Genomic DNA, 26,459 nt, shown 5'->3' with positions numbered 1-26,459 from the left:
CGACGCCATCTGGTCCGGGGTTAACCCCGGACCAGATGGCCAACAGCAACGCCGTCAGAAGGGCGGCATAACAACAACCGGGTATAGCTTATCAAGCCCGCAAAACTGTCCGAACGGACGGGACCACCTCTCCATTGAACCGTTTTGGGGATAAGCATGATTAAACAACATCCGATTCTGGTGTTGCCGCCGGTTTCCCCGGTTGGCGATTATCCTCATTATTTTTGGGTCCTGCAAAAATGGCTGCATGCTTTTCGTTCTCAGAAATCAACAATTGTAATCCCAACCTGTTACATATCCGCATTTAAAGACAAAACGCGCTGGGAATACGGTCCATGGTCGGCCAAGTTTCATGGTTACAAACCAACCATGAAACTGGATGAGCAATTAATTAATGTGCAGTTTTATCCTTGTCTGCCAGAGGATGATGCCTTGCGCAGTAATGTTTCTCCTGTTGCGCCGGCAGTGAAATTTTATGAAAGCGTCTATCATGAAGATGATGCACTCATATCTTTCTATAAGGACGTTTTCGAAAGTGCCAAGGATGAGGGGCAACCTCTGGCCATTGCATGGGTAAACAACACTTCCCTTCGACATGCTGCGTTTCAGGCTGGCGTAAAGCTGGTATTTAACGAAATCGGGCCACTTCGGCAGCCTTTTTATCGACAAACAGCCTATTGGGACTGTCATGGCGTAAATGGGGATACGTCCGTTGTATCGCGTTGGAACAAGGAGCGCCCTGCTTTCGAAGCCTGGCTTTCCGCACGGCAGGATTTGATATCTACTGATGATTTGCGTCATGTATTTACCGATTGGAATCCGCCGCTAGATGTAAAAGAAAAGGTAAAGGTCGGACTTGCGCTACAAATAGAAAGTGATTCTAACGCTTTATTATTCAGTCGAGGTTGGACAAACCTATCTCTTTCCGAACATCTTCGGGCTAATTACTCGGCTGATGATTACCGCATTCGCTATCACCCTAATGGAAAAGCTCTTTATGAGGGCATGACAGACCGCACAGAAAGTCCGTTGGAATTCCTGTTTCGTGTTGGCGAAATCTGGACGATCAATTCCAGTCTTGGAATGGAAGCCTTTTTCTGGGAACGTCCCGTGCGTTTTTTTGGTAAGAACCCGGTAGCTTCCATTACGACAATGACTGAAGAAGAAAGAAAATCTTTCAGATCATGGTTCTTTTTATGTTATCTTATTCCATGGCAATGTGTTTTTTCAATTGACTATTATATATGGCGACTAGAAGAACCATCCTGTGCAAAAATTGCTGAACGGCATCTCTTGCTCTATGCGCAGGAAGTTCAAACAACCCAATCCTCTAAAACAGGCATATCATCTGATATGAAGGATTTTGCAATTGCCAAGCCTTGGGAAATTATGGAAATGCTTGCTACCAATGGCGGAATGCTGAGCATTATCGAAAAGCAGCGTAAGCAGATACAGGATCGTGATGCCTGGATTTCAGAGCGAGATGAAGCAATCGCATTGATGCGTAGTCAAATTCAAGATCGTGATATCTGGATTAAAGATCGAGATGGGTGGATTTCTGAACGGGATACATGGATTATTGAACGGGATGAAATAATAGCATTACTACAGAAGAAGAATAAGGAGGAAAATTAAATTCTTTTTGACGTGGAAGATCAGGGAAAACCGTAAGTATTTTGGAAAATGATATGAATATTATAATGGTGTCCGATCCATAATCTCCATGCTCTTTTGTAGAATAATATGTCAATGCATCACGGGCACTACTTTGGCAGAAAATCCGGAATAAGGATTTCCAACAGAGTTTGGATGTTTAGTCCCGGAGGTTAATGCTGCATTATTTTTACGCGAGTGGAAGAACGCATTATGGGGCAGGGGCGTCATAGCAGCGCCATACCACGCACGCCATCCGGGCAGCAATACAGCGATCGCAGGCTTCGCTCTCGGCGCAGAGCGGAGAGTTCGGGATCAATCCAAAAACGGTGGTAAAATGGCGGAAGCGCCTCAAACGCTACCCGAGTGGGTTCTTCCACCTCGATATCGCCGAGGTCCAGACCGCTGAAGGCAAGCTGTATCTCTTTGTGGCCATAGACCGGACAGGTAAGTTTGCGGTGGTGTAACCTGCGGACAAGGCCAACAGAAGAACAGCCTGGGCGTTTCTCGAACATCTTCTACGTGTCGTGCCCTATCGGATTCATACATCCTGACCGACAATGACATCCAGTTCGCCGAGCCGCCCCGTAAACCGGGGCATGGCATGGTCACGTTTCAGGCGTTTCGACATGCTCTGCGGGGCTAACGGGATCGCGCATAGCCAGGCCACCTGCAGGCCCTGCATGTCACGTCAGCCAGTCGGGACGATCGCGCCGAGGTCGGACGCCGTGCCACTGCCATTCAGGAGGCCACTGACGAAAGCGTCGTTGAACTGACCTATGTCGATCAGGGATACACGCGCCCAAAACCAGACGAGGCGGCTCGGAAAGAGGCGCAGCTTTGTCCTGCTGCCGTGCCGATGGGGTGTAGGACAGTCTTTCGCATATTTCATGCTCGGAAATGCCGCCATACTCGCTCACGGTGTATAACACCCTCTAAAAAAGAAACTATTGTTTCTGCAGGGGCTGTTGGGGATTATGCTTTTTTAAAGCATCTGAATGCGATTCAAAATCGGTATGGATCGCTTCATACTGACAGATGTCCAATGGGCAAAGATGGAACCGTTATGCCTTGGGAAGAAGACGGATCGGGGACGCAGCGGGAAGGATAACCGCCTCTTCATCGAGGCGATCTTATGGATTGCCCGGACGAGTGGGCCATGGCGGGACCTGCCCCGTATTTCGGACATTGGAACTCGGTCTACTCACGCTACAGCGACTGGATGAAAGTTGGCGTTTTCCAGAAGATTTTCGAGGCTGTCTCCGATGATGCGGACATGGAATACGTGATGATCGATGGCACGGTGGTCCGGGTTCACCGCCATGGCCAGGGCGCGAAAGGGGGACCCGAAGCCAGGCGATCGGACGTAGTGTGCAGGGTGGTCCATCAGGATCATCGTCATGAGAAGCGACAAGACAGACAGGTCATTCGTAGCCATAGATCTGTCTTTCTGCTGCAATTATCAATTCACGATAATTCCCAGCAGGTCCCAATAAATCCATGTTGAAAATTGACCTATTGTAAGGTATGTAAGAGAACCTGCGTACAATTATTTACTATAATGGCGGCATAAAATGAATGAAATTAAATCCAGTCACACAGTGAAACTGCCTGTGAAAGATGGATGTGTATATAATAAAAGCATAGAAAAGTTTATTTCACACTTTGAAATTGTATCATTTGATGTGTTCGATACCCTCCTGTTCCGTAAAACATTACGCCCAGAAGGCATTTTTCATTATATTGAATGCAAAACAAATGATAAAGGCTTTGCCGAGCGCCGCATCAAAGCGGAAGAAATTGCACGTAATATCAATTTCATGCGTCATAAATCCCATGAGACGACGCTCACAGATATTTACCAAGTGCTTTACGAAGATTTTGTACAACAGACACAAGGTATGGAGCGTGAACTCGACGCCGAGCGCCATTTCTTGAGATGTTATACAAAAAATAAAGAAATTTATGATATAGCGCGCTCATTGAATAAAAAAATCATTGCCATTAGCGATATGTATCTTCCGGCCGAAACGATAAATGAGTTTCTTGAGGAAAATGGGATTTTTGTAGATGAAATTTTCTGTTCCTCTACATATTACAAAGAGAATATATACAAGGGAAATGGTAGTATTTATCCCCTTGTTTGCAGGGAACTGAACATATCGCCTGAGCAGATTGTTCATTTTGGTGATAATTATAATTCAGACTTGGCGCAATCTATATCATCCGGAATATCTGCTGTTCATACATCGACAGTAATGAAGGAATTGTTGTCAGATTCAAGATTGAATCTAGATACCATAAATATTATTAAAGATAAAAATAACTTTGAAAGCAATATCATTCTCGGCTTAATGGCAAAGCGCCATACTGAGGGATATTTTGACAAAAACCCTTCTATAAAAATGTTTGGCTATCTTTATAGCGGCCTACTTATGATAGCCTTTATAAAAAATATTCTTGAGATCAGCAAAAAAGAAAACATTAAAAAGCTATTACTGATGACGCGCGATGGTTTTGTTATAAAGCGCGTCATGGATGCTCTGGGAATCTCTGATATTGATTATGAGATTTTCTGGTCCTCCCGTCGTATGTGTCTTGCTCCTCTGTTAAGCCAGCCCTCACAATATGATCTGGCATTTCCAATACTGTTCCCCTACAGGGATGGCGCCAGTTATAATCTGAAAAATGATCTAGAGCGACTTTATCTTAAGGTTCCAGTAGATTTTCAAAATATTGAAGAAGACGATTATGCAACTTACATTGATAAAATAAAGAATATGGATGTATTCTGGTCTCATGTAATTGATGATGAGCGTGATTGTTATTTAGGTTATCTGGAAGAGGAGATCGGTTCCACGCCATTGTCGCAGGTTGCTTTTGTTGATGTGGGGTGGGGACTATCTTCCCATCAGGCCATAGATGCTTTGTTAAACAAAGAAATCACAGGTTTTTATGTCGGTACCCGTGAGGGTGCCTACGCCACGCCCAAAATTCATGGCATTCTGTTTCAGGAAGGCAAGCCTACAGAATTGAGCAATGCGATCATGAGTGGTGTTGAACTGGTCGAATTGATGTTTTCTGATAGCAGTCCATCCGCCATCCGAATGAAAAAAGACGGTCAGACATATTATCCTGTTCTTGAAACACGAAATGCTGCTGACGTATCGCGCGATTGGTATGTGCATGAAATCCATCACTATATGATGGATTTTATCTCGGATATTTCCCCTTATTTTTCAATTATGTCGGCTGATACGTTAAAAGACATGTCAGCTGAATCCATGTTTAACATCATCACCAATGCGACTTCAAATGAGCAGGAAGTTCTGGGGGAGATTCCCCATGCTCGAGAAGTCGGGCATAGCAATTTCCTTCCCATTTCCAATTGGTGGCGGATGGAAAAGCCACATGTGGAACCAGCAGATGAACCGCAGGACAATTCCCCTGATCCGCAGGCTGGCTGGACGCAGGCTGAAAAAGACAGCTTTGCATTGTATGGTCGAATTTTACCCAGATCAGAAAAAATCGGCCGTCAAGTCCTGAACCCGATTGTAGGTAAAAATCGAGCTGACTGGCTGATTAAAACATGGAATCGTAACAAAAGAAAAATTAAATCATATATGAAATAATTTAAGAGGCAGGCATAGGTAAGCCGGTAAAGGCTTGATATGTCCTATGAAAGCACGTCGTCGTAATCGGCTGCCTGTCAGCATCCAAAAACGGCTTCTGGAACACTTCGTTGCGGGCACGCCCGCGCGGAGTGCTGCCGACCTTGTGGGCGTCAATCGCAATACCGCGACCCTGTATTACCGCAAGCCGCGCGAAATCATCGCTGAACCGATAGCTCATGACGCGCCCTTTTCCGGTGAGATCGAAGTCGATGAAGGCTATTTCGGTGGACATCGCAAAGGCAAACGAGGCAGAGACGCTGCCGGAAAAGTTGCCGTCTTTGGTCTGCTGAAGCGGCCTGACCGCGTTCATGCGGTCATGATCCCCAATGCCGGGCACCAGACGCTGATGTCTCTCATCTGGGAAAAAATGATAAAATATTCAATTGCTTACAGTGATTTGTGGCATGCCAACGACAAGTTCGATGTGTATGCGTTCCATCACGAGCGCGTCGATCACAGCAGGCATTTCACCCAGGGAAGAAACCATATCAATGGCATCGAGAACTTCTGGAGCTTGGCCAAGCGTCATCTGCGACGATACAATGGAATACCACGCAAGGACTTCCATCTCTTTCTGGCCGAGTGCGAGTGGCGCTTTAATACCCGTTTTTCCGCAAAGCTCGTGAAAATCCTTACCGGGTGAGCTAAGCTTTTCTCCTAAACTGTCCCAACACACGCTTACCTATGCCAGCCCCTTTTATTTATGACAGCTTCCGCCCTCACGCTGGTCATCAAGGAAAGCATCACCAGTTCCGAAAAGCGGCCGTCGTGGGGTAGCCTGTCAGTCGCTGCGGCACATGCCATCCAGCAACACATCCAGCGAGGCCGGGACTGGCGCTGATCCGACTTTCTCCTCCAGCAACTGATTACTGATCGCCAGCATGGCCAGACCATGTACCTGCGCCCAACTGGCCGCTGCCAGCGCGCTGACGGCAACTGGCCGGAAGCTGCCGTCTTGCTGCCCGTCTCTCAGAAGCCGCAGAAGAATTCCGAATGTGTCCATGGCCGCATCATGCAACTGCGGATCTATCGTCTTGTCCGCATCTGAACTGAACATCAGGCGATAAAGACCCGGATTCTGACATGCAAACCCGACGCAGGCCTGTGCTGCGGCCGTGAATCGCGCGCGCGTGGAAGGCAGACCCAAAGACATGGCTTCTGTCATGCTCTCCCCAAGCCTGACGAAGCCGATCCGGGCCAGTTCCCGCAGCAGCATCTCGCGATCTCGAAAATGCTTGTAAGGGGCCGCATGACTGACACCCGTGCGCCGCGCCACTTCCCGCAGGGTGAAGGTCCAGTTCTGGTCCGTGGCCAGCATGTCCAGCGCCGTGCCGATCAGGGCGCGGCGCAGGTCACCGTGATGGTAGGGGTGGTTCTTGGTTTCACTCATTCGTGAGGCCCATGTTTACACAAGAAACTTTCATTGACAACAAATCATCATGCTCCATATCCTGCCCGCATAAGTTTCTCCTGTAAACATGGAGGACGCAATGTCCGATGCTACTGCCGCTGACCTGCACCACATTCTTGACAGCCAGCGCGCTGCGTTTCTGCAGGACGGGCCACCGGACCTGAAACAGCGCCGGACCGATCTGCGCCGCCTGAAGGCTGAAATCCTGAAACGGCGCACTGAAATCGTGCGTGCCCTGAAAACGGATTTCGGCCAGCGGTCGGAGCGGGAAAGCGCGATTGTGGAACTGATTCCGCTGGTGCAGTCGATCAATTACATGATCGCGCATCTGGGGTGCTGGATGAAACCGGAACGCCGCCATGTTTCGGCCTATTTCCAGTGCGGTCGTGCCTGGGTGGTCCGGCAGCCGGTGGGCGTTGTGGGCATTATCGCACCGTGGAACTATCCGGTCTCGCTGGCCCTCGTGCCACTGGCGACGGCGATTGCCGCCGGTAACCGGGCCATGCTCAAACCCTCGGAATTTACCCCGGCCACATCAGCTGTGATCGGCGAGATTGTGCAGGCCATCTTTCCGCCAGAACGGATTTCTGTCGTGACCGGCGGTGGCGATGTGGGGGCCGCGTTCTCGGCGCTGCCGTTCGATCATATCCTGTTCACCGGCAGCACGGCGGTTGGAAAGAAGGTGGCCGAGGCGGCTGCGCGCAATCTGACCCCGGTTACACTGGAACTGGGCGGCAAGTCGCCGGTGGTGATCGCGCCCGGCTTTTCCATGCAGCGGGTGGCGGACCGCGTGGCGTTCGGCAAGCTGACCAATGCCGGGCAGACCTGCATCGCGCCGGATTATGTGCTGGTTCATGAGAACGACAGGGATGCGTTTGCCACGGCCTATCAGGATGCCGTGAAAAAGCAGCATCCGGGTGGTTATGTCGGGTCGCCTGATTATACGGCCATTCTCAACGCGCATCATTACGGGCGGCTGAGTGGTCTGATCGATCATGCCGAAGCACAGGGGGCAAGGGTGATCCGGCTGGGCAGTGATTCAGCTACGGACCACATCCTGGCCCCCGTGCTGCTGCTGGATGTAACACCCCAGATGGCGGTAATGCAGGAGGAGATTTTCGGACCTGTCCTGCCTGTGCTGACTTATCGCACGGTGGAAGAAGCGATTGCCTTCATCAACGCGCGTCCCCGGCCTCTGGCCCTGTATTATTTTGGCGGCAACCGTGCTGAACGCGACTGGGTCTTGAAGAACACGGTTTCAGGAAACGTGACGGTCAACGGCACATTGATGCATTATGTGCAGGACGACCTGCCATTCGGCGGCGTGGGGGACAGTGGCATCGGGGCGTATCATGGCAAGGAAGGCTTCATGGCGCTCACACATGCCCGGGGTGTGTACCGACAGGGGCGTTTCAATGCGGCAACGCTGCTTCAGCCACCCTTCGGCAGGCTTGCCGACACCATCACAAATCTGATCCTGCGATGAATGACAACGCGCGTTCTGCTTATCGGGGCACCGGCCTGATCGGGCATCTCGTTGGTGCGGAGCTTGCCTTGCGGCCCCATACCTTCGTGACCAGCATTACCGTCACTGATTGACTTGTCTCACGTTATTTGGACGAGCTGGAGAGTTCAATTACGTCTTCGGATCGACCGTAACCGGACCTTCCGTTCTTCCTCCCCAAAAGCGGCTCATTCTGAATCTACCCAAGCCCTCGATTTCTTAATTGCGTCGCCACAAAAAGAGCATGCAACTTGAGCAGGATCGTGACCGGCAAGCCCGATGAGGACGACAACGCCGCCCGCAGCGTTTACGTCAGGCACGCCGATCAGAAGACCCGAGCGGTCAATGCCATCGCAAAGCTCTCAGCACGCGCCCTTGATGCCAAGCAGCAGGCGAGGGGTGTGACTAGCGTTTTGGAAAAGGGGGAAAAGAGTGACTAGCAAATGCATTCCAGAAACGATGTCCGGCACTGCCAAGTCATTGGAAATCAATCCTGACGCAGATGGTAGCGGTGGACGGATTTGAACCGCCGACCAAGGGATTATGATTCCCCTGCTCTACCGCTGAGCTACACCGCCATCGCGTCAGGATGAGTGGGGAGATACCCGCGCCGGGTAGGCAAGTCAACCCGTGTTTTGGGCACGGGCATGAAAAGACGCAAAAAATCCCCGCCATTTGTCACATTGCCCCAAAAGGGGGTACTGTCGGGCGCTCACCACAATACGGCATCAACCGGAAAAGGCTGCGCATCCTTCGTGAAAACCGAATTCCTCACCCTTCTTACCCATATCAGGCACCTGTTCGGATGGCTGCCGGGACTGCTGTCCTCCATCCTCATGCTGTGCGTGGCCGGTCTGGTTGCGGAACTGTTCAGCCGGTTCATCACGAAGCTGATCCTGCGCATTCCGGGGCAGAAGCGCGGGGCCTTCGTGCGCTCGTTCACCATGGCCATGCAGCGCCCGGTGCGCATCATGCTGGTCATTGTATTTGTCGGCACCGCGCTGCCGGTATCGGGCCTGCCGTATGATATCATGCAGGCCACCACCCACACGCTGGTGGTGCTGTTCGTGCTCATGCTGGGCTATGCGGCGGTGGTGGCCACGCGCATCCTGTCCGATGCCTACCTCAAGCGCATCAACGGCAAGGACGACAAGGACGACATCCTGCTGCGCACGCACATGACGCAGGTGCGCGTGCTGCGGCGCACGACGGATCTCATGATCGGGCTGCTGACCATTGGCGCCGCGCTGATGACATTCGAGCCGGTGCGGCAGTACGGGCTGAGCCTGTTCGCTTCCGCCGGCGCAGCGTCACTGGTGGTGGGGCTTGCCGCCCGCCCGCTGCTGACCAACCTGTTCGCGGGCATGCAGATCGCCATGACCCAGCCCATCCGCATGGAAGACCTGATCATCATCAACGGGGACTGGGCATGGGTGGAGGAAATCACCTCCACCTATGTCGTGCTGCGGGTGTGGGACTGGCGGCGGCATATCGTGCCGATCTCGTATTTCCTGGAAAACACATTCCAGAACTGGACCCATAATTCAGCAGCACTGATCGGGGTGGTGTTCATCCACCTGGATTTCAACGCGCCGATGGAGCGCATCCGCGCCCGCCTGCGTGAAATCGTGCATTCCGCCCCGCTGTGGGATGGCAAGGAATTCGCGGTGCAGGTTGCGGACTGCAACGCCCATGTCATGACCGTGCGCGTCATAGCCAGCGCGCGTTCGGCCATGCAGAGCTGGGACCTGCGCTGCGAGATCCGTGAGCAGATCATCGCCTTTCTGCGTGATGAATGCCCCGAGGCCCTGCCGCGCGACAGGCTTTCGCATGTGGCCTCTGTCTCGGGGCTGGATGTGATGGGCGATCCGGGCATGATGGTGCCGCCGGTGCGCCGCCCGCCGCCGGGTGCCTATACGGGCCCGCGCGATGGCACGGGGGGCGGCGGCATGGGGTCGGGTGATGGCGGCCAGGGACATGGCTGAACGCGCCCCGGCCTGATAATGGTTCAGAAGGACAGGTAGAGGAACGACAGCGCGCCCGCGCCAATGCAGTACCAGCCAAAGGGGCGCAGCGCCCAGTCCTCATGGTCATGGAAATAGCGCATCAGGATGCCGGTGCAGACCAGCGCCACGACTGAGGCAACAACGGCTGCGATAATGGCCATGTGCATCTGCCCGGGCTGCGGCGGCGCATGGCGCAGCTTGAGCGCTTCCAGCACCGTTGCCGCCAGGATGACCGGCTGCGCCATGAGAAAGGCGAAGCGCGCCGAATTTTCATGCGAAAGCCCGCGCAGCAGCCCGCCCACGATGCACGCACCCGAACGGGACAGGCCGGGGAAGAACGCCAGGCACTGGAACAGCCCGATCAGCAGGGCTTCGCCAAACCCCAGCGAGGCCAGTGAACGTGCCCGTCCGGGCAGCAGGCCCGCGCGCATGCGGTCCACCACCAGCAGCATTACGCCATTCAGCGTCAGGAAGATTGCGGCATAGCGCGCCGTGCCGAACAGGCTGCGGATCGCGTGTTCAAACAGCCCCCCGATCACCACCGCCGGAATGGTTGCGACAGCCAGCAGCGCCAGGATACGGATGCTGTCCATCTGGGTGGCTTCGCCATGCCGGCCGGCCGCCCCGGTAAACAGCGCCACCCAGTCGCGCCAGAAAAAGACCAGAAGTGCCACGCATGTACCCAGGTGCAGCATGACCAGCAGGGGCAGGAACATCTCCCCATGCAGGTCCAGCGGCCAGTGCAGGATGGCGGGCACGATGGCCGCGTGCCCAAGGCTGCTTATGGGGAACTGTTCGGTCGAACCCTGTATGATTGCAATGATGATAGCCTGAAGGAGTGTCATTGTCCCCCCGTCCGTGACGCAGTAGAATAAAAGGATAAGGCAAGGCAGAGTGCCGCACCCCCATGGCCCGGCAATGCGGCGGATTTCGGGACGGTGCATGCGTTTATGGGGCAGGGGGCCGGTATGGCAAGGCAGAGAAGTGGCGCAATCATATCCAGCGGGCTGGTCCTTCTGGTTGCGGGCGGGTTCTGTATCTACGCCCGGGCATCGCAAAGCGGTGGATCACAAGACCGCTACCCCATGACCGCGCGCTTCGTTTCCGCCAACGGCCTGAAGGTGGGGGCGGATGTGGACATGGATGGCGTGCCGGTGGGCCGGGTGCTGTCCATAAAACTCGACCCCACAACCTACATGGCCAATGTGGGCTTCACGCTGGACCGCAACATTGCGCTGCCCGATGATACCAGTCTTGCCATCGGCAGCCCCACTCTTACGGCCGATACGGCGCTGCTGGTGCAGGCGGGGCAGTCGGCCGGGCGGCTTGCGCCGGGTGCCGTAGTGACCAATACACAGGAACCGCTCAGCCTGGAACAGCGGATCAGCAACTACATCTTCGGCAATGGCGGCCTGCCGGACTGAGCGGCGCTCGCGCCCACCGCGTATCCTGCAGACCAGAAAAAGTTTTTGGTGAAGCTTTTTTCAAAAAGCTTCAAGAGACGCCGCTTTTTTGAAAAAAAGCGGCACCCAAAAACTTTTGTCTTTATTAATTAACATATTAATGAAGGTATTGCCTCAGTCATTAAGCGGGTAGGACGCCATCAGCCGGCGCTGGCGCAGCCACGCGCGCAGCATGGCCATGGCACCGCTGCTCTTCCAGCCCTCGCGCCGCTTCTTGGCGCCGATGCGGAAGGTCTCGCGGTAATGCATGAACTGCGTGGCATAGGCATGGCGCAGCGTGGTGCGCGCATCCCAGATATGGGTGGCTTCCGACCCCACGCCGTTGATCTCGATGATCTGGAAGTCCTCGCCCTCGCGCAGGGTGGCCAGACTGCGGGCCTTGGCGTCGATCCGGCCGAAATGGAAGTCGGGTATGTCCCGCATGATCTCGTTCACGCGTGCTTCCAGCGCGGGGGTGATGTCAATGGCGCGGTCATGGAAGATCGAGCCCTTGCAGTGATTGCCCGCAAACACCAGCGGCAGTGACTGCCCCGCCGGCGGCACTTCGGCCAGGCGGGCGCGCAGGCGGGGGATGTAGATGTGGGGCACCAGCCGGGTCCGGGCATCGGCATGGAGCAGTTCCTCCACCGTGGAATGGCCATCGCCGGTCAGGCAGGGCACTTCCTTGTAGGTAAGTGAGGTGATGCGGCCGTTTTTCTGGTCGGGGTGGCGGATGTAGAAAATCCCCACCTCATGCCCGTAGGGGATCAGGTGCTGGAGCATGACCGGTACCCCGCGCCCGAACGCCGCCATGCCCTGTGTCAGGCTGTCCACGTCGCGCATGATCCGCACGCCGGTGCCATTGCAGCCGATATCGGGCTTGAGCACGACAGGAAAGGACAGGCCCGCCCCGTCCATCGCCGCCAGCGCGCGCGCGGTGTCATCCGCGCCGGTGGTCAGCACGGCATAGGGGGCGATCCACCGGCGGGCCACGTCGCCCGCCATGTCCAGGATCGAGCTCTTGCTCTCCCCGCACAGGCCGCCGGTCTCGATACGCGGGTTGGCGGCGGTGGGCAGGCTGAAGTCACGGTACCACAGGCCCAGGATGATCCAGTACAGCACGATGGGCGTGTAGAAGATCCACCCCGGCCAGAACTCGAACGCGGAGACGGTGGGGGCGGCCTTCGTCGCGGTGGCTCTGCTGTCAACGGCTGTGGATACGTCGGTCATCGGGTCTCATTACTTTGCAAACGTGCGATCATGCGGCTGATCAGGAATATGGTCAGGACGAAACCGGCCATCCCCGCCCATTTCCATGTCCCCAGATGGTCGATCAGGAACTGCCCCACCTGCAGCGAGACAAGGAACAGCAGCGATGTCCAGATCAGCGTTGCCAGCACCGCGGCGATACAGAACAGCCCGAACCGCGCACGGAAGAAACCACACGCCGTGTAAAGCGGCAAGCGCGCGCCTGGCACGAAGCGGCTGATGAACACGATGCGGAACACGTTGCGGTCAAACCAGTGGCCTTCGCGCACATGGCCGGGCAGCGTGATCCAGCGCCGCGCGGGTGGCCACAGGGCGGCCAGCCGGCCCATGCCGTACAGCCCCATGTCGCCCACGACGATGCCGATATAAAGGGCGACCAGTGCGACACCCAGCGCCACATGGCCGGTGCGGACCTGCATGGCGGTCAGGATCGTTGCCGCGTCCTCCAGGATGAAGGTGCCGACAATGATCGCAAGCCCCTGCATGACGGGGGACGCGCCCGCCGCCGCAAGGAAGGCGGTCAGCGAGGGCATGCGGCGTGTTCCGGCGCGCCCTGGCGGGGCGGAAGGGGAAAACCGTAACTACGCAAGCACACGTCCTTCGCTCGGCCCGGCGCGCGGGCGGAAAAAACCATCGGCCATCAGGGTGAACGCGCCAGCGGCCGGTGGCGTTCTTGTGGCATGCTTCGCCCGCGGTCACAAACGCCAAATTATGTGGCATACTGTATCAGGCACGGGCGGGGGCGGGCTGTATGGCAAGTCAGTCATTGAAACGGGCGGGTGGCCGTGGCACAGCTTCGGGCATGCTCGTACGTCGTCGCTTCCTTCATGCCGCCGCCGCCTCCCTTGCCGGGGCGGGCGCGTTCGGGCTGCTGCCCGCGCGCGCGGCGCACCGCCACCCGGCCGCCGCGCGCCCGGCGGGTGACTATGCCGCCTTCGTGGCCGGAATCCGCCGCGAGGCGATTCGGCAGGGCCTGACGGCGGATGCGGTCAGCCAGGCGCTTGACCTGTCCGCGCCCAACACGCAGGTCATCGCGCGCGACCGCAACCAGCCGGAATTCCACCTGACATGGGCGCAGTACCGCAGCCGCGTGCTGACCCAGCGCAAGATTGATGACGGGCGCGCCGCCTTTGCCGCCCGGCGCGCCATACTGGAACAGCAGGTCCTGACCCGCTACGACGTGGCGGCGGGCGCGGTGATGGGCATATGGGGGCTGGAATCGGCCTATGGCACGATCACGGGCAAATTCGCGGTGGTGGACGCGCTGTGCACCCTGGCGTTCGAGGGGCGGCGGGCGCAGTTCTTCCATGATGAACTGTTCCATGCGCTCACCATCCTCAACGCGGGGGACATTACCCCCGAACTCATGACCGGCAGCTATGCCGGCGCCATGGGCCAGCCGCAGTTCATGCCCAGCGCCTACCTGAAATACGCCGTCGACATCGATGGCGACGGGCGGCGCGACATCTGGCATTCCATGCCCGACATATTCGGCTCCATCGCCAGCTACCTGGCCGGTTCGGGCTGGGTCGCGGGCGAGACATGGGGGCAGGAGATCAGCGTGCCCGACAGCGTGGCCCAGTCCGCACTGGGGCGCACGCAGGTGCGCACGCTGGCACAGTGGATGCAGATGGGCATAACCCAGCCCGGCGGCGTGCCCTTCGCCCGGCCCGAGGCCACGGGGGCCGTGCTGCGCCCCGATGGGCCGGGGGGGGATGCCTTCATGGTCTATCGCAATTTCGCCGCGATCCGTCGCTACAATCCCTCTGATTTCTATGCGCTGGCCGTGGGCCTGCTGGGGAATGAAATCACGTGATGGACCACCCTGTCACGCCAGCCGGGCGCGCGTGCCCGGCCGGGACCTACCGGACCAAGGATGTAATGCACACCCGACGTTTCCTTCTGGCTGGGGCAACCAGCCTTCTTGTCTCCTCCACCGCGTTCGCGGCCCCCGCGGCCCGCCGCCGCCATCCCGCCGCCGCAGCCCCCGATGCGGCGGCGCCCGTCGTGCCCGCCACGCCGGCCAACAGCCTGATCGGCCCGATCGACACGCTTGCGCGCTGGGCATGCATCGTGGACTACACCACGGGGGCCGTGCTGCTGGAAAAGGCGGCCGACGAGCGCATGCCCCCTTCATCACTGACCAAGATGATGACGGCCTACATCGTGTTCGGCATGCTGCGCGCGGGTAGGCTGACGCTGGAACAGACCCTGCCGGTCAGTGAAAAGGCGTGGCGGATGCAGGGCTCGAAGATGTTCGTGCCGCTCAACGGCACGGTGGCCGTGTCCGACCTGATCCAGGGCATGGTGATCCAGTCCGGCAATGACGCCTGTATCGTGCTGGCCGAAGGCATTGCCGGGTCGGAGGAGCAGTTCGTGGGCCTGATGAACGCCAAGGCGGCCGAACTGGGCATGAGCAACTCGCACTTCCTCAACGCCACCGGCTGGCCGATGGACGGGCATTACATGTCGGCGCGCGACGTGGCGACCATCGCCATGCACCTGATCCACGATTTTCCCGACTATTATCATTTCTTTTCTGAAAAAAGCTTCCGCTACAACAAGATATCGCAGGAAAACCGCAACGTGCTGGTGGTGCGCGGCGTGGCCGATGGGCTCAAGACCGGGCATACCGACGCGGGCGGCTTCGGCCTGTGCGCCAGCGCCGAGCGTGGCGGCAACCGCGTGGTCATGGCGATCAACGGCCTGCCCAGCAGCAATGCCCGCGCACAGGAAGGCGAGCGGCTGTTCGAATGGTCGTTCGTCAATTTCGAGAACGCGACCCTGGTCCATAACGGCGCGGTGGTGGACAACGTGCCCGTATGGCTGGGGCAGGCCGCCACCGTGCCGCTGGTGGCCACCCGTGACATAACACTCACGCTGCCCCATGGCTGGCAGAACCGGGTGCATGTCAGCGTGGACTATACCAGCCCCGTGCCCGCACCGGTTGCGGCCGGGCAGCAGCTGGGGGAAATGGTGATTGCCAATACCGGCCTGGCCGAAATCCGCATCCCGCTCATTGCCGGGGCGGCCGTGGGCAGGCTTGGGCTGGTGGGGCGTGCCTCCGCCGCGCTGGGGCGCAAGCTGGGGCATGGCTAGCGCATGCGCGGGCTGTTCATCACGTTTGAAGGGGGCGAGGGGGCGGGCAAGTCCACCCAGGCCCGGCTGCTGGCCGATCACCTGCGCGCCCATGGCCACGATGTCGACCTGACGCGCGAGCCGGGGGGGACAGAGGCGGCGGAAGCGCTGCGCGACTTCCTGCTGTTTGGCGGCCATGACCTTTCGGCGCGTGCCGAGGTGCTGACCCATTTCGCCGCCCGGGCCGACCATGTGGACCGCCGCATCCTGCCAGCCCTGGCGCAGGGGCGGATCGTGGTCTGTGACCGCTTTGCCGATTCGACCGAGGCCTATCAGGGTTATGGCGTGAGCCATGCCGATACGGGGCTGCTGGACATGATCGGCCAGCTGCGCGCAATGCTGCCCGTGCAGCCAGACCTGACCTTCGTGCTGCAGGTGCCCCCCGACGTGGCCCGTGACCGCCTGCGCCAGCGCGCGGACGGGCGCGCGGACCGGTATGAGGCGGAGGATGCGGCCTTCCACGCCCGCGTGGCCGCCGGGTTCGACGCGATTGCCCGACGCGACGCCGCACGCTGCCACCGTATTGACGCCAGCGGTGATGCCGGGGGCGTGCAGCAGGCCATCCGCGCCGTGCTGGCACCCCGCCTTGCGGGGCGGGGCGGTTGATGGAGGACCCGCGCACCTGTCGCCAGTTGGTGGGGCATGACGCGGCCTGGGCCGAATTCCTGTCTGTCATCCGCAGCGGCAGGCTGCACCATGCCTGGCTGCTGACCGGGCCGGAAGGGGTGGGCAAGGCCACGATGGCCTTCATGATGGCGCGTACGCTGCTGGGCGCGCGGGACCATGCCAGCGCCGTGGGCCGTCGTGTCAGCGCGGGCACCCATGCCGACCTGCTGGTCATTGCCCGGGGCGTGAACGAGAAAAGCCGCAAGAAAAGGAAGAAGGGCGCCCCGCCGCCCCTGCGGCGCGAGATCGTGGCCGATGACATCAGGCCCATCGGCACCTTCCTGCACCGCACGGCGGCGGAAGGCGGGTGGCGCGTGGTGATCGTGGATGGCGCGGACTACATGAACCGCACGGCGGCCAATGCCATTCTCAAGATACTGGAGGAACCGCCCGAGCGCGCGATCCTGATCCTGACCGCCGCCATGCCCGGCCGCCTGCTGCCCACCATCCGCAGCCGCTGCCGGGTGCTGAACCTGGCACCCATGGACAATGCGGCCATGCATGCGGTGCTGTCCGCCATGCCCGACGCCCCGCCCCCCGACCGGTTGGACGCCATCATACCGCTGGCCCATGGCGCGCCGGGCCGGGCGCTTGAACTGCTGCATGGCGGCGGTGCGGTGCTGGCGGGGCTGGTGGAACAGGTCATGGCGGGGCAGGTGACACCGGCCGGGGCCTATGACGTGGCGGCGATGGTACAGGAAGAAAATGGCTTTTCCGTCTTTTTCGATCTGCTCTGCGATGCCATATCTGACAGGGCCTGTGACCTGGCCCGCAATCCGGTCGCGCCGCAGGCGCGTGATCTGCGCCCGGCCCGCATGGCCCTGCTGTGGCAGGACATGGCCCGGCTGCGCGCCGAGACCGAACAATTCAATCTGGACGAACAGCAGGCGATCCTTACGGCGCTTGCACGGGTGAGTGAAACATGACACGGCGCTACTACGTCACAACACCGATCTATTACGTGAATGGGGCGCCACATATCGGCCATGCCTACACGTCCGTCGCGGCGGACGTGATCGCGCGCTTCAAGCGGCTGGCGGGGTTTGATGTCTTTTTCCTGACCGGAACGGATGAGCACGGGCAGAAGGTGGAGCAGGCCGCGCAGGCGGCAGGCATGACCCCCATCGCCTTTGCCGACCGGGTCGCGGCCGATTTCCGTGACATGTATGACACGATGGCCATTTCCTATGATGACTTCATCCGCACCACCGAACCCCGCCATGTGCAGGGCGCGCAGGCGCTGTGGAAGAAGCTGGAGGAAAATGGCCACATCTATCTGGATGCGTATGAAGGCTGGTACGCCACGCGCGATGAGTGCTTCTATGGCGAGGAAGAACTGATCGACGGGCCGGACGGCAAAAAGGTCGCGCCCACGGGGGCCGCCGTGGAATGGGTGAAGGAGCCGTCGTATTTCTTCGACCTGTCCAGATTCGGTGACAGGCTGCTCGAACTGTATGAAACCCGGCCCGGCTTTATCGAACCCGCCAGCCGCCGCAACGAAGTGATCAGTTTCGTAAAGCAGGGCCTGCGCAACCTGTCGGTCAGCCGCACCAGCTTCAGCTGGGGCATTCCGGTACCGGGCGACCCGAAGCATGTGATGTATGTGTGGGTGGACGCGCTGGCCAACTACCTCTCCGCCGTGGGCTATCCCGATGCGGGGGCCGCGCGCTGGGGCTTCTGGCCCGCCAACCTGCATCTGGTGGGCAAGGACATCCTGCGCTTCCATGCCATCTACTGGCCCGCGCTGCTGATGGCGGCCGGGCTGCCGCTGCCCGATCGCGTGTTCTCGCATGGCTGGTGGACCATCGAGGGCCAGAAGATGAGCAAGTCGCTGGGCAACGTGGTGGACCCGCGCGACCTGGTTACGGAGTTCGGCCTTGACCCGATCCGCTTCTTCCTGATGCGTGAGATGCCCTTTGGCGGGGACAGTGACCTCAGCCGCCGGGCCATCATCTCGCGCATGAATGTCGAACTGGCCAATGACCTTGGCAACCTGGCCCAGCGCACGCTGTCCCAGATCGCGCGCAACTGCGACGGAAAGCTGCCGCCGCAGGGCACCCACACGCCGGAAGACACGAAGCTGCTGGCCCCGGCCAGCCTGCTGGTGCAGATCATGCACGAACAGATCGACCGCCAGGCCCTGACCGATGCGCTGGAGGAAGTGTGGAAGCTGATCCGCGCCTGCAACGCCTATATCGACCATCAGGCCCCGTGGAAGCTGAAGAAAACCGATGCCGCCCGCATGGGCGACGTGCTGCGCGTGCTGGCCGATGCGCTGCGCATCATCGCCACAGTGCTCCAGCCCTACATGCCCGGCAGCATGGACAGGATGCTGACCCAGCTTGGCGTGGCGGAAGGCGAGCGTACCTTCGCATCCCTTGATGTCCCGCTGCCTGCGGGCCGCGCGCTGCCGGCCCCCCAGGGCATCTTTCCCCGTTATGTCGAACCGGAGGCTTCATGACCCGCACGGGACTGACCGACTCCCACTGTCATCTCGACCATTTTTCCGCCGGAGAAATGCCCGAAATCCTGGCCCGCACGCGGCAGGCCGGGGTGGATGGCATGGTGACCATCGGCACCCGCCTGTCGCACGCGGACCAGCAGAAGCGGCTGGCGGAACTGGACAGCCCGGAACTCAGGGTCTGGTGCACCATTGGCACCCATCCCGACCATGTGGATGAGGAAGTGCTGCCCGAGGTTACAGAACTGGTGGCGATGGCCGATGACCCGCGCGTGGTGGGCATCGGGGAAAGCGGGCTGGATTATTTTCACGGCCAGCCCGAAATCAGGCCGAAGCAGCACGAAAGCTTCCGCGTGCATATCGATGCAGCCCGCCGTACCGGCCTGCCGCTGGTCATCCACACGCGGGAGGCCGATGACGACACGCTGGCCATTCTGCGGGACGAGACGGAAAGCCGCGGGGCGTTCCCGTTCCTGATCCACTGCTTTTCCTCCGGGCCGGCGCTTGCGGCGGGCGCGCTGGAGCTTGGGGGGTATATCAGCTTTTCGGGCATCGCCACCTTCAACCGCGCGCAGGCGGTGCGGGACGTGGCGCAGGCGGTACCCGCCGACCGCCTGCTGGTCGAGACGGATTCGCCCTATCTTGCCCCCGTGCCCCGGCGCGGCAAGCGCAACGAGCCGGGTTACGTGGCCTATACCGCACGCAGGCTGGCCGAACTGCGCGGGATGGAGGACGCGGCCTTTGCCGAGATGACCACCCGCAATTTCAGCCGCCTGTTCAGCCAGGCGGTCTGACCGGCATGGAGATGATCATCCTTGGCTGTGCCGGTTCGGCTGGCGTGCCCATGCTGGGTGGCCCCGACGGGGCAGGGGACTGGGGTGAGTGCGACCCCGGCGAGCCGCGTAACCGCCGCACCCGCTCATCGGTCGTCATAGATGACGGGCCGGGCCGCCGGCTGCTGGTCGATACCGGGCCGGACCTGCGTGACCAGCTTCTGGCCCAGCGGATCGGCACCGTGGATGCGGTGGTCTATACCCATGCCCATGCCGACCATATTGCCGGACTGGACGAACTGCGGACCATCAACCGCATCATTGGCGGCCCGCTGCCGGTTTATGGAACGGTGGAGGTAATGGACGAGATCAGCGTCCGCTTTGACTACGCCTTCCGTCCCTGGACACCGCCGCGTATTTTCCGCCCCGTGCTGGATGTGCATCACGTTGCCCTGCCGTCCACCCGCACCATGGCCGGGATGACGGTGCAGCTGTTTGCCCAGCGTCACGGCCGGACCGAGACACTGGGCCTGCGTGCCGGCCCCATGGCCTACTGTACCGACGTGGCGGAACTGGATGATACGGCGCTGGAGACGTTGCGCGGCGTGGATACGTGGGTGATCGGCTGCTTCCAGCGCGAGGTCCACCCCTCCCACGGGTGGGTGGCGCAGGTGCTGCGCTGGCGCGACATCATCCAGCCGCGTCGCACCGTGCTGACCCATATGGGGCCGGACATGGACTGGGGCTGGATGCAGGCCAACCTGCCCGAAGGGGTGGAGGCGGCGTATGACGGTTTGCGCCTGCATGCATGAGAACGTGTCTGGACCAGCCAGGCAATAAAAGCTTTTGGGTGCCGCCTTTTTTCAAAAAGGCGGCTTTCTTTGAAGCTTTTTGAAAAAAGCTTCACCAAAAACGCTTTTCTGATTTTAAGGGGGCAGGGGGCATTTTTGCCCCATCCGCACAATAAAGCGCATCGGGCATGCGCGTAAGGCTTGCAAGCGGGCACGCCGCCCCCTAAGAGGGAGCGCCAACGGTCGGTGACCCGAGGCGCGGGGAAGCCGCCATCTGCTGACGAGGCCCCTGCATCATGTCTTCCATACCGAAAAACACATCCGCCCCCCGGATCGAGGATCGCATTCGCGAGGCCCTCGCCTTTGATGACGTGCTGGTCGTTCCCGACGAATCGAACGTCCTGCCCGCGCAGACATCGACAAAAACCCGGCTGACCCGCACGATCACGCTGAACATTCCGCTGATCTCGTCCGCCATGGACACCGTGACCGAGGACAGCATGGCCATCGCCATGGCCCAGAATGGCGGGCTGGGCGTCATCCACAAGAACCTGACCGTTGAACAGCAGGCCGAGCAGGTCCGGCGCGTCAAGCGCTTCGAATCGGGCATGGTGGTCAATCCCGTCACCGTCTATCCCGACCAGACGCTGGCGGAAGTCAACGCCACCATGTCGCGCCACGGCATTAGCGGCCTGCCGGTGGTGGAACGTGAGACCAACCGGCTGGTCGGCATCCTGACCAACCGCGATGTCCGTTTTGCCACCGACCCCGCCCAGCGTGTGTATGAACTGATGACGCGCGAGAACCTGGTGACCGTGCGCAACAATGCCGACCGCGACCAGGCCCGCCAGCTGCTGCACCGCCACCGGATCGAGAAGCTGCTGGTGGTGGATGACGAGGACCGCTGCATCGGCCTGATCACCGTCAAGGACATGGACCGCGCCGTGCAGTACCCGCAGGCCAACAAGGACAGCCTGGGCCGCCTGCTGTGCGCCGCCGCCACCGGCGTGGGTGAGGACGGCGTGGGCCGTGCGCGCGAACTGATCGCGGCCGGCGTGGACGTGGTGGTGATCGACACCGCGCATGGCCATTCCATGGGCGTGCTCAAATCCATCGAGCAGGTGCGGGCGCTGAAGCCCGATATCCAGATCATTGCCGGCAACGTTGCAACGCCGGAGGCCGCACGCGCGCTGATTGCCGCCGGTGCCGACTGCGTGAAGGTGGGCATCGGGCCGGGTTCCATCTGCACCACGCGCATCGTGGCCGGTGTGGGCGTGCCGCAGTTCTCCGCCGTGATGGAAACATCGGCCGCGTGCCATGAACTGGACGTGCCCGCCATTGCCGATGGTGGCGTGCGGACGTCGGGCGATATCGTCAAGGCCATTGGCGCGGGGGCCGACGTGGTGATGATCGGCTCGCTGCTGGCGGGCACGGAAGAAGCGCCGGGCGAGGTGTTCCTGTACCAGGGGCGGACCTACAAGTCCTATCGCGGCATGGGCAGCCTGGGTGCGATGTCACGCGGGTCGGCGGACCGCTACTTCCAGCAGGACATCAAGGACACGCACAAGATGGTGCCCGAAGGCATCGAGGGCCGCGTGGCCTACAAGGGCGCGATGGGTGCGGTTGTGCACCAGCTTGTGGGTGGCCTGCGCGCGGGCATGGGCTATACCGGCTCCGCCACCATTGCCGACCTGCAGCAGCGCGCGCGCTTCCGTCGCATCACGGGGGCGGGCCTGCGTGAAAGCCATGTGCATGACGTGTCCATCACGCGTGAAGCTCCCAACTACCAGCAGGACTGATCCTGCCGGTCTTTCCACAGTAACGGTTCCCTGATCCATGACACCCAGCGCACGGCTTTCCGCCGCCATTGACCTGCTTGCCGCAATGGAGGCCACGCCGCAGCGCCCCGCCGATGCGCTGGCCAACGCCTTCTTCCGTGAACGGCGCTATATTGGCGGCGGCGACCGCCGGGCCATATCGGCGCGCGTGTGGCGCGTGCTGCGCCACTGGCGCAGGCTGCACTGGTGGATCGCGCGCGCGGGCGGGCAGGGCACGCCGCGCACACTGGTGCTGGCCATGATGGCGCTGGAACCCGATGGCCATGAAACCCCGCACACCCTGTTCACCGGGGAGCGGTACGCCCCGCTGGGGCTGATCGGGCATGAAAGCGCGCTGTATGACCGGCTGCGTGGTCAGGGAATGGTGCATGCGGACATGCCGCGCGCGGTCCGGCTGGAGGTACCCGACTGGCTGCTGCCCCGGCTGGAACGCACATTCGGCGACGGGCTGGAGGCCGAACTGGCCGCCATGGATGGCGAGGCCACGCTGGACCTGCGGGTCAACCTGCTCAAGTCCGACCGTGCCACCGCGTGCGCGGCGCTGGACAGGGATGGCATCCGGGCGGAGGAGACAGCCCTTTCACCCTGGGGGCTGCGGGTGGCGGGGCGCCAGCCGGTTACCTCCAGCACCGCATTCCGCAACGGACTGATCGAGATACAGGACGAGGGCAGCCAGCTTGTGGTTGCCGCCGTGGGTGCCCGTCCCGGCATGCGCGTGCTGGATTACTGCGCGGGGGCGGCGGGCAAGACGCTGGGCATGGCCATGACCATGGAGAATCGCGGCCACATCGTGGCGTGCGATGTATCCGAACCCCGGCTGGAGGGGGCCGTGCGCCGCCTGCGCCGCGCGGGCGTTCACAATGCCGAGCGCCACCTGCTGGTGGCGGGGGACCGCTGGGCGCGCAGGCGCAGCGGCAGTTTTGACCGCGTGCTGGTCGATGCGCCATGCACCGGCACCGGCACATGGCGGCGCAATCCCGATGCCCGCCTGCGCCTGCGGGAGCAGGACCTGCTGGAACTGACCGCCAAGCAGGCCGAAATCATCGACCGCGCGGCGGCGCTGGTCCGGCCTGGTGGACGGATGGTCTATGCCACCTGTTCCGTGCTGCGCGAGGAGAACGGGGACCAGATCGCCGCCTTCCTTGCGCGCAATCCCGCCTTTTCGCTGGTGGCCCCCGACGGGGCGCACGATGACCTGCCGCCCGGCCTGAGCACGGACGGACAGGTCAGCCTGACACCACGCCAGCACCATACCGATGGTTTTTTTGCTGCCATCATGCAGCGTGATGGCTGATATACATATCGGTTGAACGGATACGCCATGATCGCATTCCCTGCCCGTGAACGCGCAGCTGGCAGGCGGCTGGGGCGTTTGCAACAATGCGGGATACGGGCATGCAGGCAACCAACCTGGCAATAGGAATTCTGTGCGTTCTGGGCGGCGGGATCGCGGCCCAGTGGGTGGCGTGGCGCTTCAGGCTGCCGGCCATCGTGCTGCTGTTCGCCCTCGGGCTGATCTACGGGCCGGGGCTGGGGCTCCTGCACCCGGCGGCGGCGATCGGGCCATATTTCCACCCGCTTGTGTCCATGGCGGTGGCCTTCATCGTGTTCGAGGGCGGGCTGGCGCTGGACCTGCGGCAATGGCGGGAATCGGGCGAGGGCGTGCTGCGCCTGACGGCGGCGGCCCTGCCCATCAACTGGGTACTCGGTTCGATCGCGGCGCATTATATCGGCCACCTGCCGTGGGGCACGGCGTGGCTGTTCGGCGCGATCGTGGTGGTGACCGGCCCCACGGTGGTGCTGCCGCTGCTGCGCCATACCAAGCTGCGGCCACGGGTGGCGGCGTTCCTGCGGTGGGAGGCGATCGTCAATGACCCGATTGCCGCCATCCTGGCAACGCTGGTGCTGGAGTGCCTGCTGCTGCGCCCGTCGCACACGGCGGGGATGTCGCTTGCGGCGGTCGAGATCGGGCCGCACCTGCTGTTCGCCACCATGTTCTCGATTGCCTGTGGCGTCTTTCCCGCCATGCTGATCAAGTTCCTGTCCGCGCGCGACCTGCTGCCCGAAATCCTGCGCATTCCCATCATCCTGGCCTTTGCCATGGGGGTCGCGGCATTCTGCAACCTGATCATGCAGGGGGCGGGGCTGATGGCCGCCACCGTGTTCGGCATGGCGCTGGCCAACCTGCAGGTCACGGGCATATCGGAACTGCAGCGTATCAAGGAATCGCTGGGCGTGATCGTGGTGTCCTGCCTGTTCGTGCTGCTGACGGCGGACCTGCAGCGCACGCTGCTGGCCCAGCTTTCGCTGCCCATCATGGCCCTGACATTCACGGTCATGTTCGTGGTCCGGCCGCTGGGCATCTTCCTGTCCACCATCGGGGCCAGCATGTCATGGCAGGAGCGGCTGTTCGTGGGCTGGATCGCGCCGCGCGGCATCGTGGCGGCGGCGGTGGCCGGTGTAGTCGGGCTGCAGCTGCGTGAAGCGGGCTATCCCGGCGCCAACCTGATCACGCCCGCCGTGTTCGCACTGATCGCGTCCACCATGATCCTGCACGGTTTTTCGCTGCGGCCGCTGGCGCGCGCGCTGCGGCTGACACTGTCCGATGAACCGGCGCTGGCCATCATGGGGGCCAATGCCTGGTCCACCAACCTTGCGCGCGTGGTGCATGACCAGGGCATACCGGTGCTGCTGGTCGATACCTATGCGCCCGCGCTGAACAAGGCGGCAAAGCTTGGCGTGCCGATCCTGAGTGCCGAACTGCTTTCGGACGCGGGGCAGGAAAGCCTGGAGGAACGCCCGGCGGACTACCTGATCGCGGCAACGCCCGATGCCATCTATAACGGCCTTGTCTGCGCGCGCATGGCGCCCGATCTCGGGCGCCAGCGTGTGTTCCAGGTCAGTCCCGGCATTGCCCGGCTGGACCTGTACCATGGGCTGAGCCGGGATTCACGCGGCAAGGTCCTGGGGGAGCCGGGGTGGAATTTCTCGATGATCGACTCGCTTTACGCGCAGGGCTGGCGTTTCGCCAGCCACACCATGCGCGCCGATATGGGCGAGGAGCAGCTGCTCCAGGGTCCGGCCATGCTGTTCATGATCATCCGCAAGGGTACCGCGATCTGGATCTGCTCGGCCGAGGACGCGATTCCCGCCGAGGCCGCGGCGGGCGATATCATCATCCGCCTCGTGCCGCCCGATGCGGCGGCGGCCCGTCCCCCCGCCGGGCAGCGGGGCGTCATGCCGGCCTGACCTCGATTTCCCCCAGCCCCGCCGCCAGAAGCTGGCGCAGGAGCACTTCGGCCACGGCAACGCAGCCTTCGGTCGGCCGGCCGCCGCGTGGGGGCAGATGAAGGAAAATGGCCGAGCCCCGGCCCGATTGGACGGGATCGTCGTTATAACCAAGAACCACAAGAATGTCATAAACGTGATCATCGCGCCACAGCCGTTCGTGCCGGGCGGGGTGGGGCAGGGTGATGTGGCGGTTGTAGTCGGGATGCGCGGGTTCATCGCACCATCCATCGTGCGGGCCCAGGGGTTCCACCGGCAGATGACAGACAGGTGATGGCACCCGGTCGGCGCGGTAGAAGACCCGCCGCAGCGGCCAGATCCCGGCAGGTGTGGCGTGATCCCCCTCGATCTTGTGGTTTTTTATGCCGCCCGCGCCGATAATCGCGGGCATGTCCGCACCCATGCAATGCAGTCGTGCATCCAGACCTGTATTCGTTTGTAAAATAGCGCGTATCATGAATTCCTCTGGATCGGGTCTTGTGTATGGTATCTGCAGCCTGATTCGACTGCACGCGGCATGATGGCCGTCGGGTCATGGGCCGGAC

Annotated in this window: 24 protein-coding genes, 1 tRNA gene and 1 pseudogene; 19 read left to right on the top strand and 7 right to left on the bottom strand. The window is 60.6% G+C overall.

Features of this window, described 5'->3' with window-relative positions; genetic code table 11:
• Window positions 1–156: 156 nt before the first annotated feature.
• The 3 genes and pseudogenes from CFR78_RS16045 to CFR78_RS16765 all read left to right on the top strand — a co-directional run bounded on the left by CFR78_RS16045 (window position 157) and on the right by CFR78_RS16765 (window position 2,879).
• Window positions 157–1,635: a GT99 family glycosyltransferase N-terminal domain-containing protein gene (locus tag CFR78_RS16045; RefSeq protein WP_146221288.1), complete on the top strand. Its 1,479-nt coding sequence runs from the start codon at window positions 157–159 to the stop codon at window positions 1,633–1,635.
• A gap of 231 nt (window positions 1,636–1,866) precedes the next feature.
• Window positions 1,867–2,227 (top strand): annotated as a pseudogene (locus CFR78_RS16660) (hypothetical protein); the annotation flags it as partial.
• Between the two features lie 424 nt (window positions 2,228–2,651).
• On the top strand, window positions 2,652–2,879 hold the full coding sequence (locus CFR78_RS16765; RefSeq protein WP_181417538.1) for a transposase: 228 nt from the start codon (window positions 2,652–2,654) through the stop codon (window positions 2,877–2,879).
• Here the strand turns inward: CFR78_RS16765 and CFR78_RS16310 are convergent.
• Window positions 2,858–3,091 (bottom strand): hypothetical protein, encoded by a 234-nt coding sequence (locus tag CFR78_RS16310; protein WP_034930868.1) that lies wholly within the window; start codon window positions 3,089–3,091, stop codon window positions 2,858–2,860. The genes CFR78_RS16765 and CFR78_RS16310 overlap by 22 nt on opposite strands.
• A 136-nt stretch (window positions 3,092–3,227) precedes the next feature.
• Between CFR78_RS16310 and CFR78_RS12295 the strand changes: the two genes are divergently transcribed.
• Both CFR78_RS12295 and CFR78_RS12290 read left to right on the top strand, forming a co-directional pair.
• Window positions 3,228–5,285, top strand: a complete 2,058-nt coding sequence (locus CFR78_RS12295; protein WP_146221287.1) for an HAD family hydrolase — start codon at window positions 3,228–3,230, stop codon at window positions 5,283–5,285.
• A 46-nt stretch (window positions 5,286–5,331) separates the two neighbouring features.
• A complete protein-coding gene (locus CFR78_RS12290; protein ID WP_110581197.1) occupies window positions 5,332–5,970 on the top strand; it encodes an IS1595 family transposase in 639 nt (212 codons plus the stop codon).
• Between the two features lie 138 nt (window positions 5,971–6,108).
• On the opposite strand, the gene CFR78_RS12285 is transcribed toward CFR78_RS12290, so the two are convergent.
• Window positions 6,109–6,717 (bottom strand): TetR/AcrR family transcriptional regulator, encoded by a 609-nt coding sequence (locus tag CFR78_RS12285; protein ID WP_034933752.1) that lies wholly within the window; start codon window positions 6,715–6,717, stop codon window positions 6,109–6,111.
• 100 nt (window positions 6,718–6,817) lie between these two features.
• Here CFR78_RS12285 and CFR78_RS12280 point away from each other — a divergent pair, with 100 nt between their 5' ends.
• Window positions 6,818–8,224: a coniferyl aldehyde dehydrogenase gene (locus tag CFR78_RS12280; RefSeq protein WP_034933750.1), complete on the top strand. Its 1,407-nt coding sequence runs from the start codon at window positions 6,818–6,820 to the stop codon at window positions 8,222–8,224.
• A gap of 269 nt (window positions 8,225–8,493) precedes the next feature.
• Entirely contained in the window at window positions 8,494–8,682 is a 189-nt protein-coding gene (locus CFR78_RS16305; RefSeq protein ID WP_181417536.1) for a hypothetical protein, read from the top strand.
• Between the two features lie 63 nt (window positions 8,683–8,745).
• Here CFR78_RS16305 and CFR78_RS12275 read toward each other — a convergent pair.
• Window positions 8,746–8,820 (bottom strand) — tRNA-Met (locus CFR78_RS12275).
• A gap of 177 nt (window positions 8,821–8,997) precedes the next feature.
• On the opposite strand from CFR78_RS12275, the gene CFR78_RS12270 reads away from it, so the two are divergent.
• A complete protein-coding gene (locus CFR78_RS12270) occupies window positions 8,998–10,227 on the top strand; it encodes a mechanosensitive ion channel family protein (RefSeq protein ID WP_007400367.1) in 1,230 nt (409 codons plus the stop codon).
• A 23-nt stretch (window positions 10,228–10,250) separates the two neighbouring features.
• On the opposite strand, the gene CFR78_RS12265 is transcribed toward CFR78_RS12270, so the two are convergent.
• Window positions 10,251–11,093 carry an undecaprenyl-diphosphate phosphatase gene (locus tag CFR78_RS12265; protein ID WP_007400368.1) on the bottom strand — a complete coding sequence of 281 codons (843 nt, stop codon included), beginning with the start codon at window positions 11,091–11,093 and terminating at the stop codon, window positions 10,251–10,253.
• A gap of 123 nt (window positions 11,094–11,216) precedes the next feature.
• Here CFR78_RS12265 and CFR78_RS12260 point away from each other — a divergent pair, with 123 nt between their 5' ends.
• Complete coding sequence (locus tag CFR78_RS12260; RefSeq protein ID WP_007400369.1) at window positions 11,217–11,672, top strand: MlaD family protein; 456 nt, start codon at window positions 11,217–11,219, stop codon at window positions 11,670–11,672.
• Between the two features lie 153 nt (window positions 11,673–11,825).
• Here CFR78_RS12260 and CFR78_RS12255 read toward each other — a convergent pair whose 3' ends face one another.
• Window positions 11,826–12,920 carry an ATP-grasp domain-containing protein gene (locus CFR78_RS12255; protein WP_034933747.1) on the bottom strand — a complete coding sequence of 365 codons (1,095 nt, stop codon included), beginning with the start codon at window positions 12,918–12,920 and terminating at the stop codon, window positions 11,826–11,828.
• Window positions 12,917–13,492 carry a DedA family protein gene (locus tag CFR78_RS12250; protein ID WP_007400372.1) on the bottom strand — a complete coding sequence of 192 codons (576 nt, stop codon included), beginning with the start codon at window positions 13,490–13,492 and terminating at the stop codon, window positions 12,917–12,919. Before CFR78_RS12250 ends, CFR78_RS12255 begins: the two co-directional genes overlap by 4 nt.
• Before the next feature lie 269 nt (window positions 13,493–13,761).
• On the opposite strand from CFR78_RS12250, the gene CFR78_RS12245 reads away from it, so the two are divergent.
• The 10 genes from CFR78_RS12245 (at window position 13,762) to CFR78_RS12200 (ending at window position 25,875) form a co-directional block, all read left to right on the top strand.
• The gene (locus CFR78_RS12245; protein ID WP_034933746.1) at window positions 13,762–14,775 is read left to right on the top strand and encodes a lytic murein transglycosylase; all 1,014 of its coding nucleotides are present in this window, start codon (window positions 13,762–13,764) and stop codon (window positions 14,773–14,775) included.
• A complete protein-coding gene (locus CFR78_RS12240; protein ID WP_034933743.1) occupies window positions 14,775–16,058 on the top strand; it encodes a D-alanyl-D-alanine carboxypeptidase family protein in 1,284 nt (427 codons plus the stop codon). Before CFR78_RS12245 ends, CFR78_RS12240 begins: the two co-directional genes overlap by 1 nt.
• 3 nt (window positions 16,059–16,061) lie before the next feature.
• On the top strand, window positions 16,062–16,703 hold the full coding sequence (gene tmk, locus CFR78_RS12235; RefSeq protein ID WP_007400375.1) for a dTMP kinase: 642 nt from the start codon (window positions 16,062–16,064) through the stop codon (window positions 16,701–16,703).
• On the top strand, window positions 16,703–17,689 hold the full coding sequence (locus CFR78_RS12230) for a DNA polymerase III subunit delta' (protein WP_034933740.1): 987 nt from the start codon (window positions 16,703–16,705) through the stop codon (window positions 17,687–17,689). The genes tmk and CFR78_RS12230 overlap by 1 nt, the downstream gene beginning before the upstream one ends.
• The gene (gene metG / locus CFR78_RS12225; RefSeq protein ID WP_007400377.1) at window positions 17,686–19,224 is read left to right on the top strand and encodes a methionine--tRNA ligase; all 1,539 of its coding nucleotides are present in this window, start codon (window positions 17,686–17,688) and stop codon (window positions 19,222–19,224) included. The genes CFR78_RS12230 and metG overlap by 4 nt, the downstream gene beginning before the upstream one ends.
• Window positions 19,221–20,018, top strand: a complete 798-nt coding sequence (locus tag CFR78_RS12220; RefSeq protein WP_007400378.1) for a TatD family hydrolase — start codon at window positions 19,221–19,223, stop codon at window positions 20,016–20,018. The genes metG and CFR78_RS12220 overlap by 4 nt, the downstream gene beginning before the upstream one ends.
• Before the next feature lie 5 nt (window positions 20,019–20,023).
• On the top strand, window positions 20,024–20,809 hold the full coding sequence (locus CFR78_RS12215) for an MBL fold metallo-hydrolase (protein WP_034933738.1): 786 nt from the start codon (window positions 20,024–20,026) through the stop codon (window positions 20,807–20,809).
• Between the two features lie 275 nt (window positions 20,810–21,084).
• On the top strand, window positions 21,085–22,587 hold the full coding sequence (gene guaB / locus CFR78_RS12210; protein ID WP_034933735.1) for an IMP dehydrogenase: 1,503 nt from the start codon (window positions 21,085–21,087) through the stop codon (window positions 22,585–22,587).
• A gap of 37 nt (window positions 22,588–22,624) precedes the next feature.
• On the top strand, window positions 22,625–23,920 hold the full coding sequence (locus tag CFR78_RS12205) for an RsmB/NOP family class I SAM-dependent RNA methyltransferase (RefSeq protein ID WP_034933731.1): 1,296 nt from the start codon (window positions 22,625–22,627) through the stop codon (window positions 23,918–23,920).
• Between the two features lie 101 nt (window positions 23,921–24,021).
• Window positions 24,022–25,875: a cation:proton antiporter gene (locus CFR78_RS12200; protein WP_110581198.1), complete on the top strand. Its 1,854-nt coding sequence runs from the start codon at window positions 24,022–24,024 to the stop codon at window positions 25,873–25,875.
• Here CFR78_RS12200 and CFR78_RS12195 read toward each other — a convergent pair.
• The gene (locus CFR78_RS12195) at window positions 25,862–26,317 is read right to left on the bottom strand and encodes a L,D-transpeptidase family protein (protein ID WP_084149833.1); all 456 of its coding nucleotides are present in this window, start codon (window positions 26,315–26,317) and stop codon (window positions 25,862–25,864) included. The genes CFR78_RS12200 and CFR78_RS12195 overlap by 14 nt on opposite strands.
• Window positions 26,318–26,459: the final 142 nt, after the last annotated feature.

The organism is Komagataeibacter rhaeticus (assembly GCF_003207855.1).
Classification (GTDB): Bacteria; Pseudomonadota; Alphaproteobacteria; order Acetobacterales; family Acetobacteraceae; genus Komagataeibacter; species Komagataeibacter rhaeticus.
The sequence above is the reverse complement of the archived record's forward strand: the minus strand, read 5'-3'. Positions and strand labels throughout refer to the sequence as shown.

Coding starts and splice junctions, on each gene's coding strand:
- CFR78_RS16045 (WP_146221288.1), top strand. CDS start 157: ATGATTAAACAACATCCGATTCTGGTGTTGCCGCCGGTTTCCCCGGTT.
- CFR78_RS16765 (WP_181417538.1), top strand. CDS start 2,652: ATGCGATTCAAAATCGGTATGGATCGCTTCATACTGACAGATGTCCAA.
- CFR78_RS16310 (WP_034930868.1), bottom strand. CDS start 3,091: ATGGCTACGAATGACCTGTCTGTCTTGTCGCTTCTCATGACGATGATC.
- CFR78_RS12295 (WP_146221287.1), top strand. CDS start 3,228: ATGAATGAAATTAAATCCAGTCACACAGTGAAACTGCCTGTGAAAGAT.
- CFR78_RS12290 (WP_110581197.1), top strand. CDS start 5,332: ATGAAAGCACGTCGTCGTAATCGGCTGCCTGTCAGCATCCAAAAACGG.
- CFR78_RS12285 (WP_034933752.1), bottom strand. CDS start 6,717: ATGAGTGAAACCAAGAACCACCCCTACCATCACGGTGACCTGCGCCGC.
- CFR78_RS12280 (WP_034933750.1), top strand. CDS start 6,818: ATGTCCGATGCTACTGCCGCTGACCTGCACCACATTCTTGACAGCCAG.
- CFR78_RS12265 (WP_007400368.1), bottom strand. CDS start 11,093: ATGACACTCCTTCAGGCTATCATCATTGCAATCATACAGGGTTCGACC.
- CFR78_RS12260 (WP_007400369.1), top strand. CDS start 11,217: ATGGCAAGGCAGAGAAGTGGCGCAATCATATCCAGCGGGCTGGTCCTT.
- CFR78_RS12255 (WP_034933747.1), bottom strand. CDS start 12,920: ATGACCGACGTATCCACAGCCGTTGACAGCAGAGCCACCGCGACGAAG.
- CFR78_RS12250 (WP_007400372.1), bottom strand. CDS start 13,492: ATGCCCTCGCTGACCGCCTTCCTTGCGGCGGCGGGCGCGTCCCCCGTC.
- CFR78_RS12245 (WP_034933746.1), top strand. CDS start 13,762: ATGCTCGTACGTCGTCGCTTCCTTCATGCCGCCGCCGCCTCCCTTGCC.
- CFR78_RS12240 (WP_034933743.1), top strand. CDS start 14,775: ATGGACCACCCTGTCACGCCAGCCGGGCGCGCGTGCCCGGCCGGGACC.
- tmk (WP_007400375.1), top strand. CDS start 16,062: ATGCGCGGGCTGTTCATCACGTTTGAAGGGGGCGAGGGGGCGGGCAAG.
- CFR78_RS12230 (WP_034933740.1), top strand. CDS start 16,703: ATGGAGGACCCGCGCACCTGTCGCCAGTTGGTGGGGCATGACGCGGCC.
- metG (WP_007400377.1), top strand. CDS start 17,686: ATGACACGGCGCTACTACGTCACAACACCGATCTATTACGTGAATGGG.
- CFR78_RS12220 (WP_007400378.1), top strand. CDS start 19,221: ATGACCCGCACGGGACTGACCGACTCCCACTGTCATCTCGACCATTTT.
- CFR78_RS12215 (WP_034933738.1), top strand. CDS start 20,024: ATGGAGATGATCATCCTTGGCTGTGCCGGTTCGGCTGGCGTGCCCATG.
- guaB (WP_034933735.1), top strand. CDS start 21,085: ATGTCTTCCATACCGAAAAACACATCCGCCCCCCGGATCGAGGATCGC.
- CFR78_RS12205 (WP_034933731.1), top strand. CDS start 22,625: ATGACACCCAGCGCACGGCTTTCCGCCGCCATTGACCTGCTTGCCGCA.
- CFR78_RS12200 (WP_110581198.1), top strand. CDS start 24,022: ATGCAGGCAACCAACCTGGCAATAGGAATTCTGTGCGTTCTGGGCGGC.
- CFR78_RS12195 (WP_084149833.1), bottom strand. CDS start 26,317: ATGGGTGCGGACATGCCCGCGATTATCGGCGCGGGCGGCATAAAAAAC.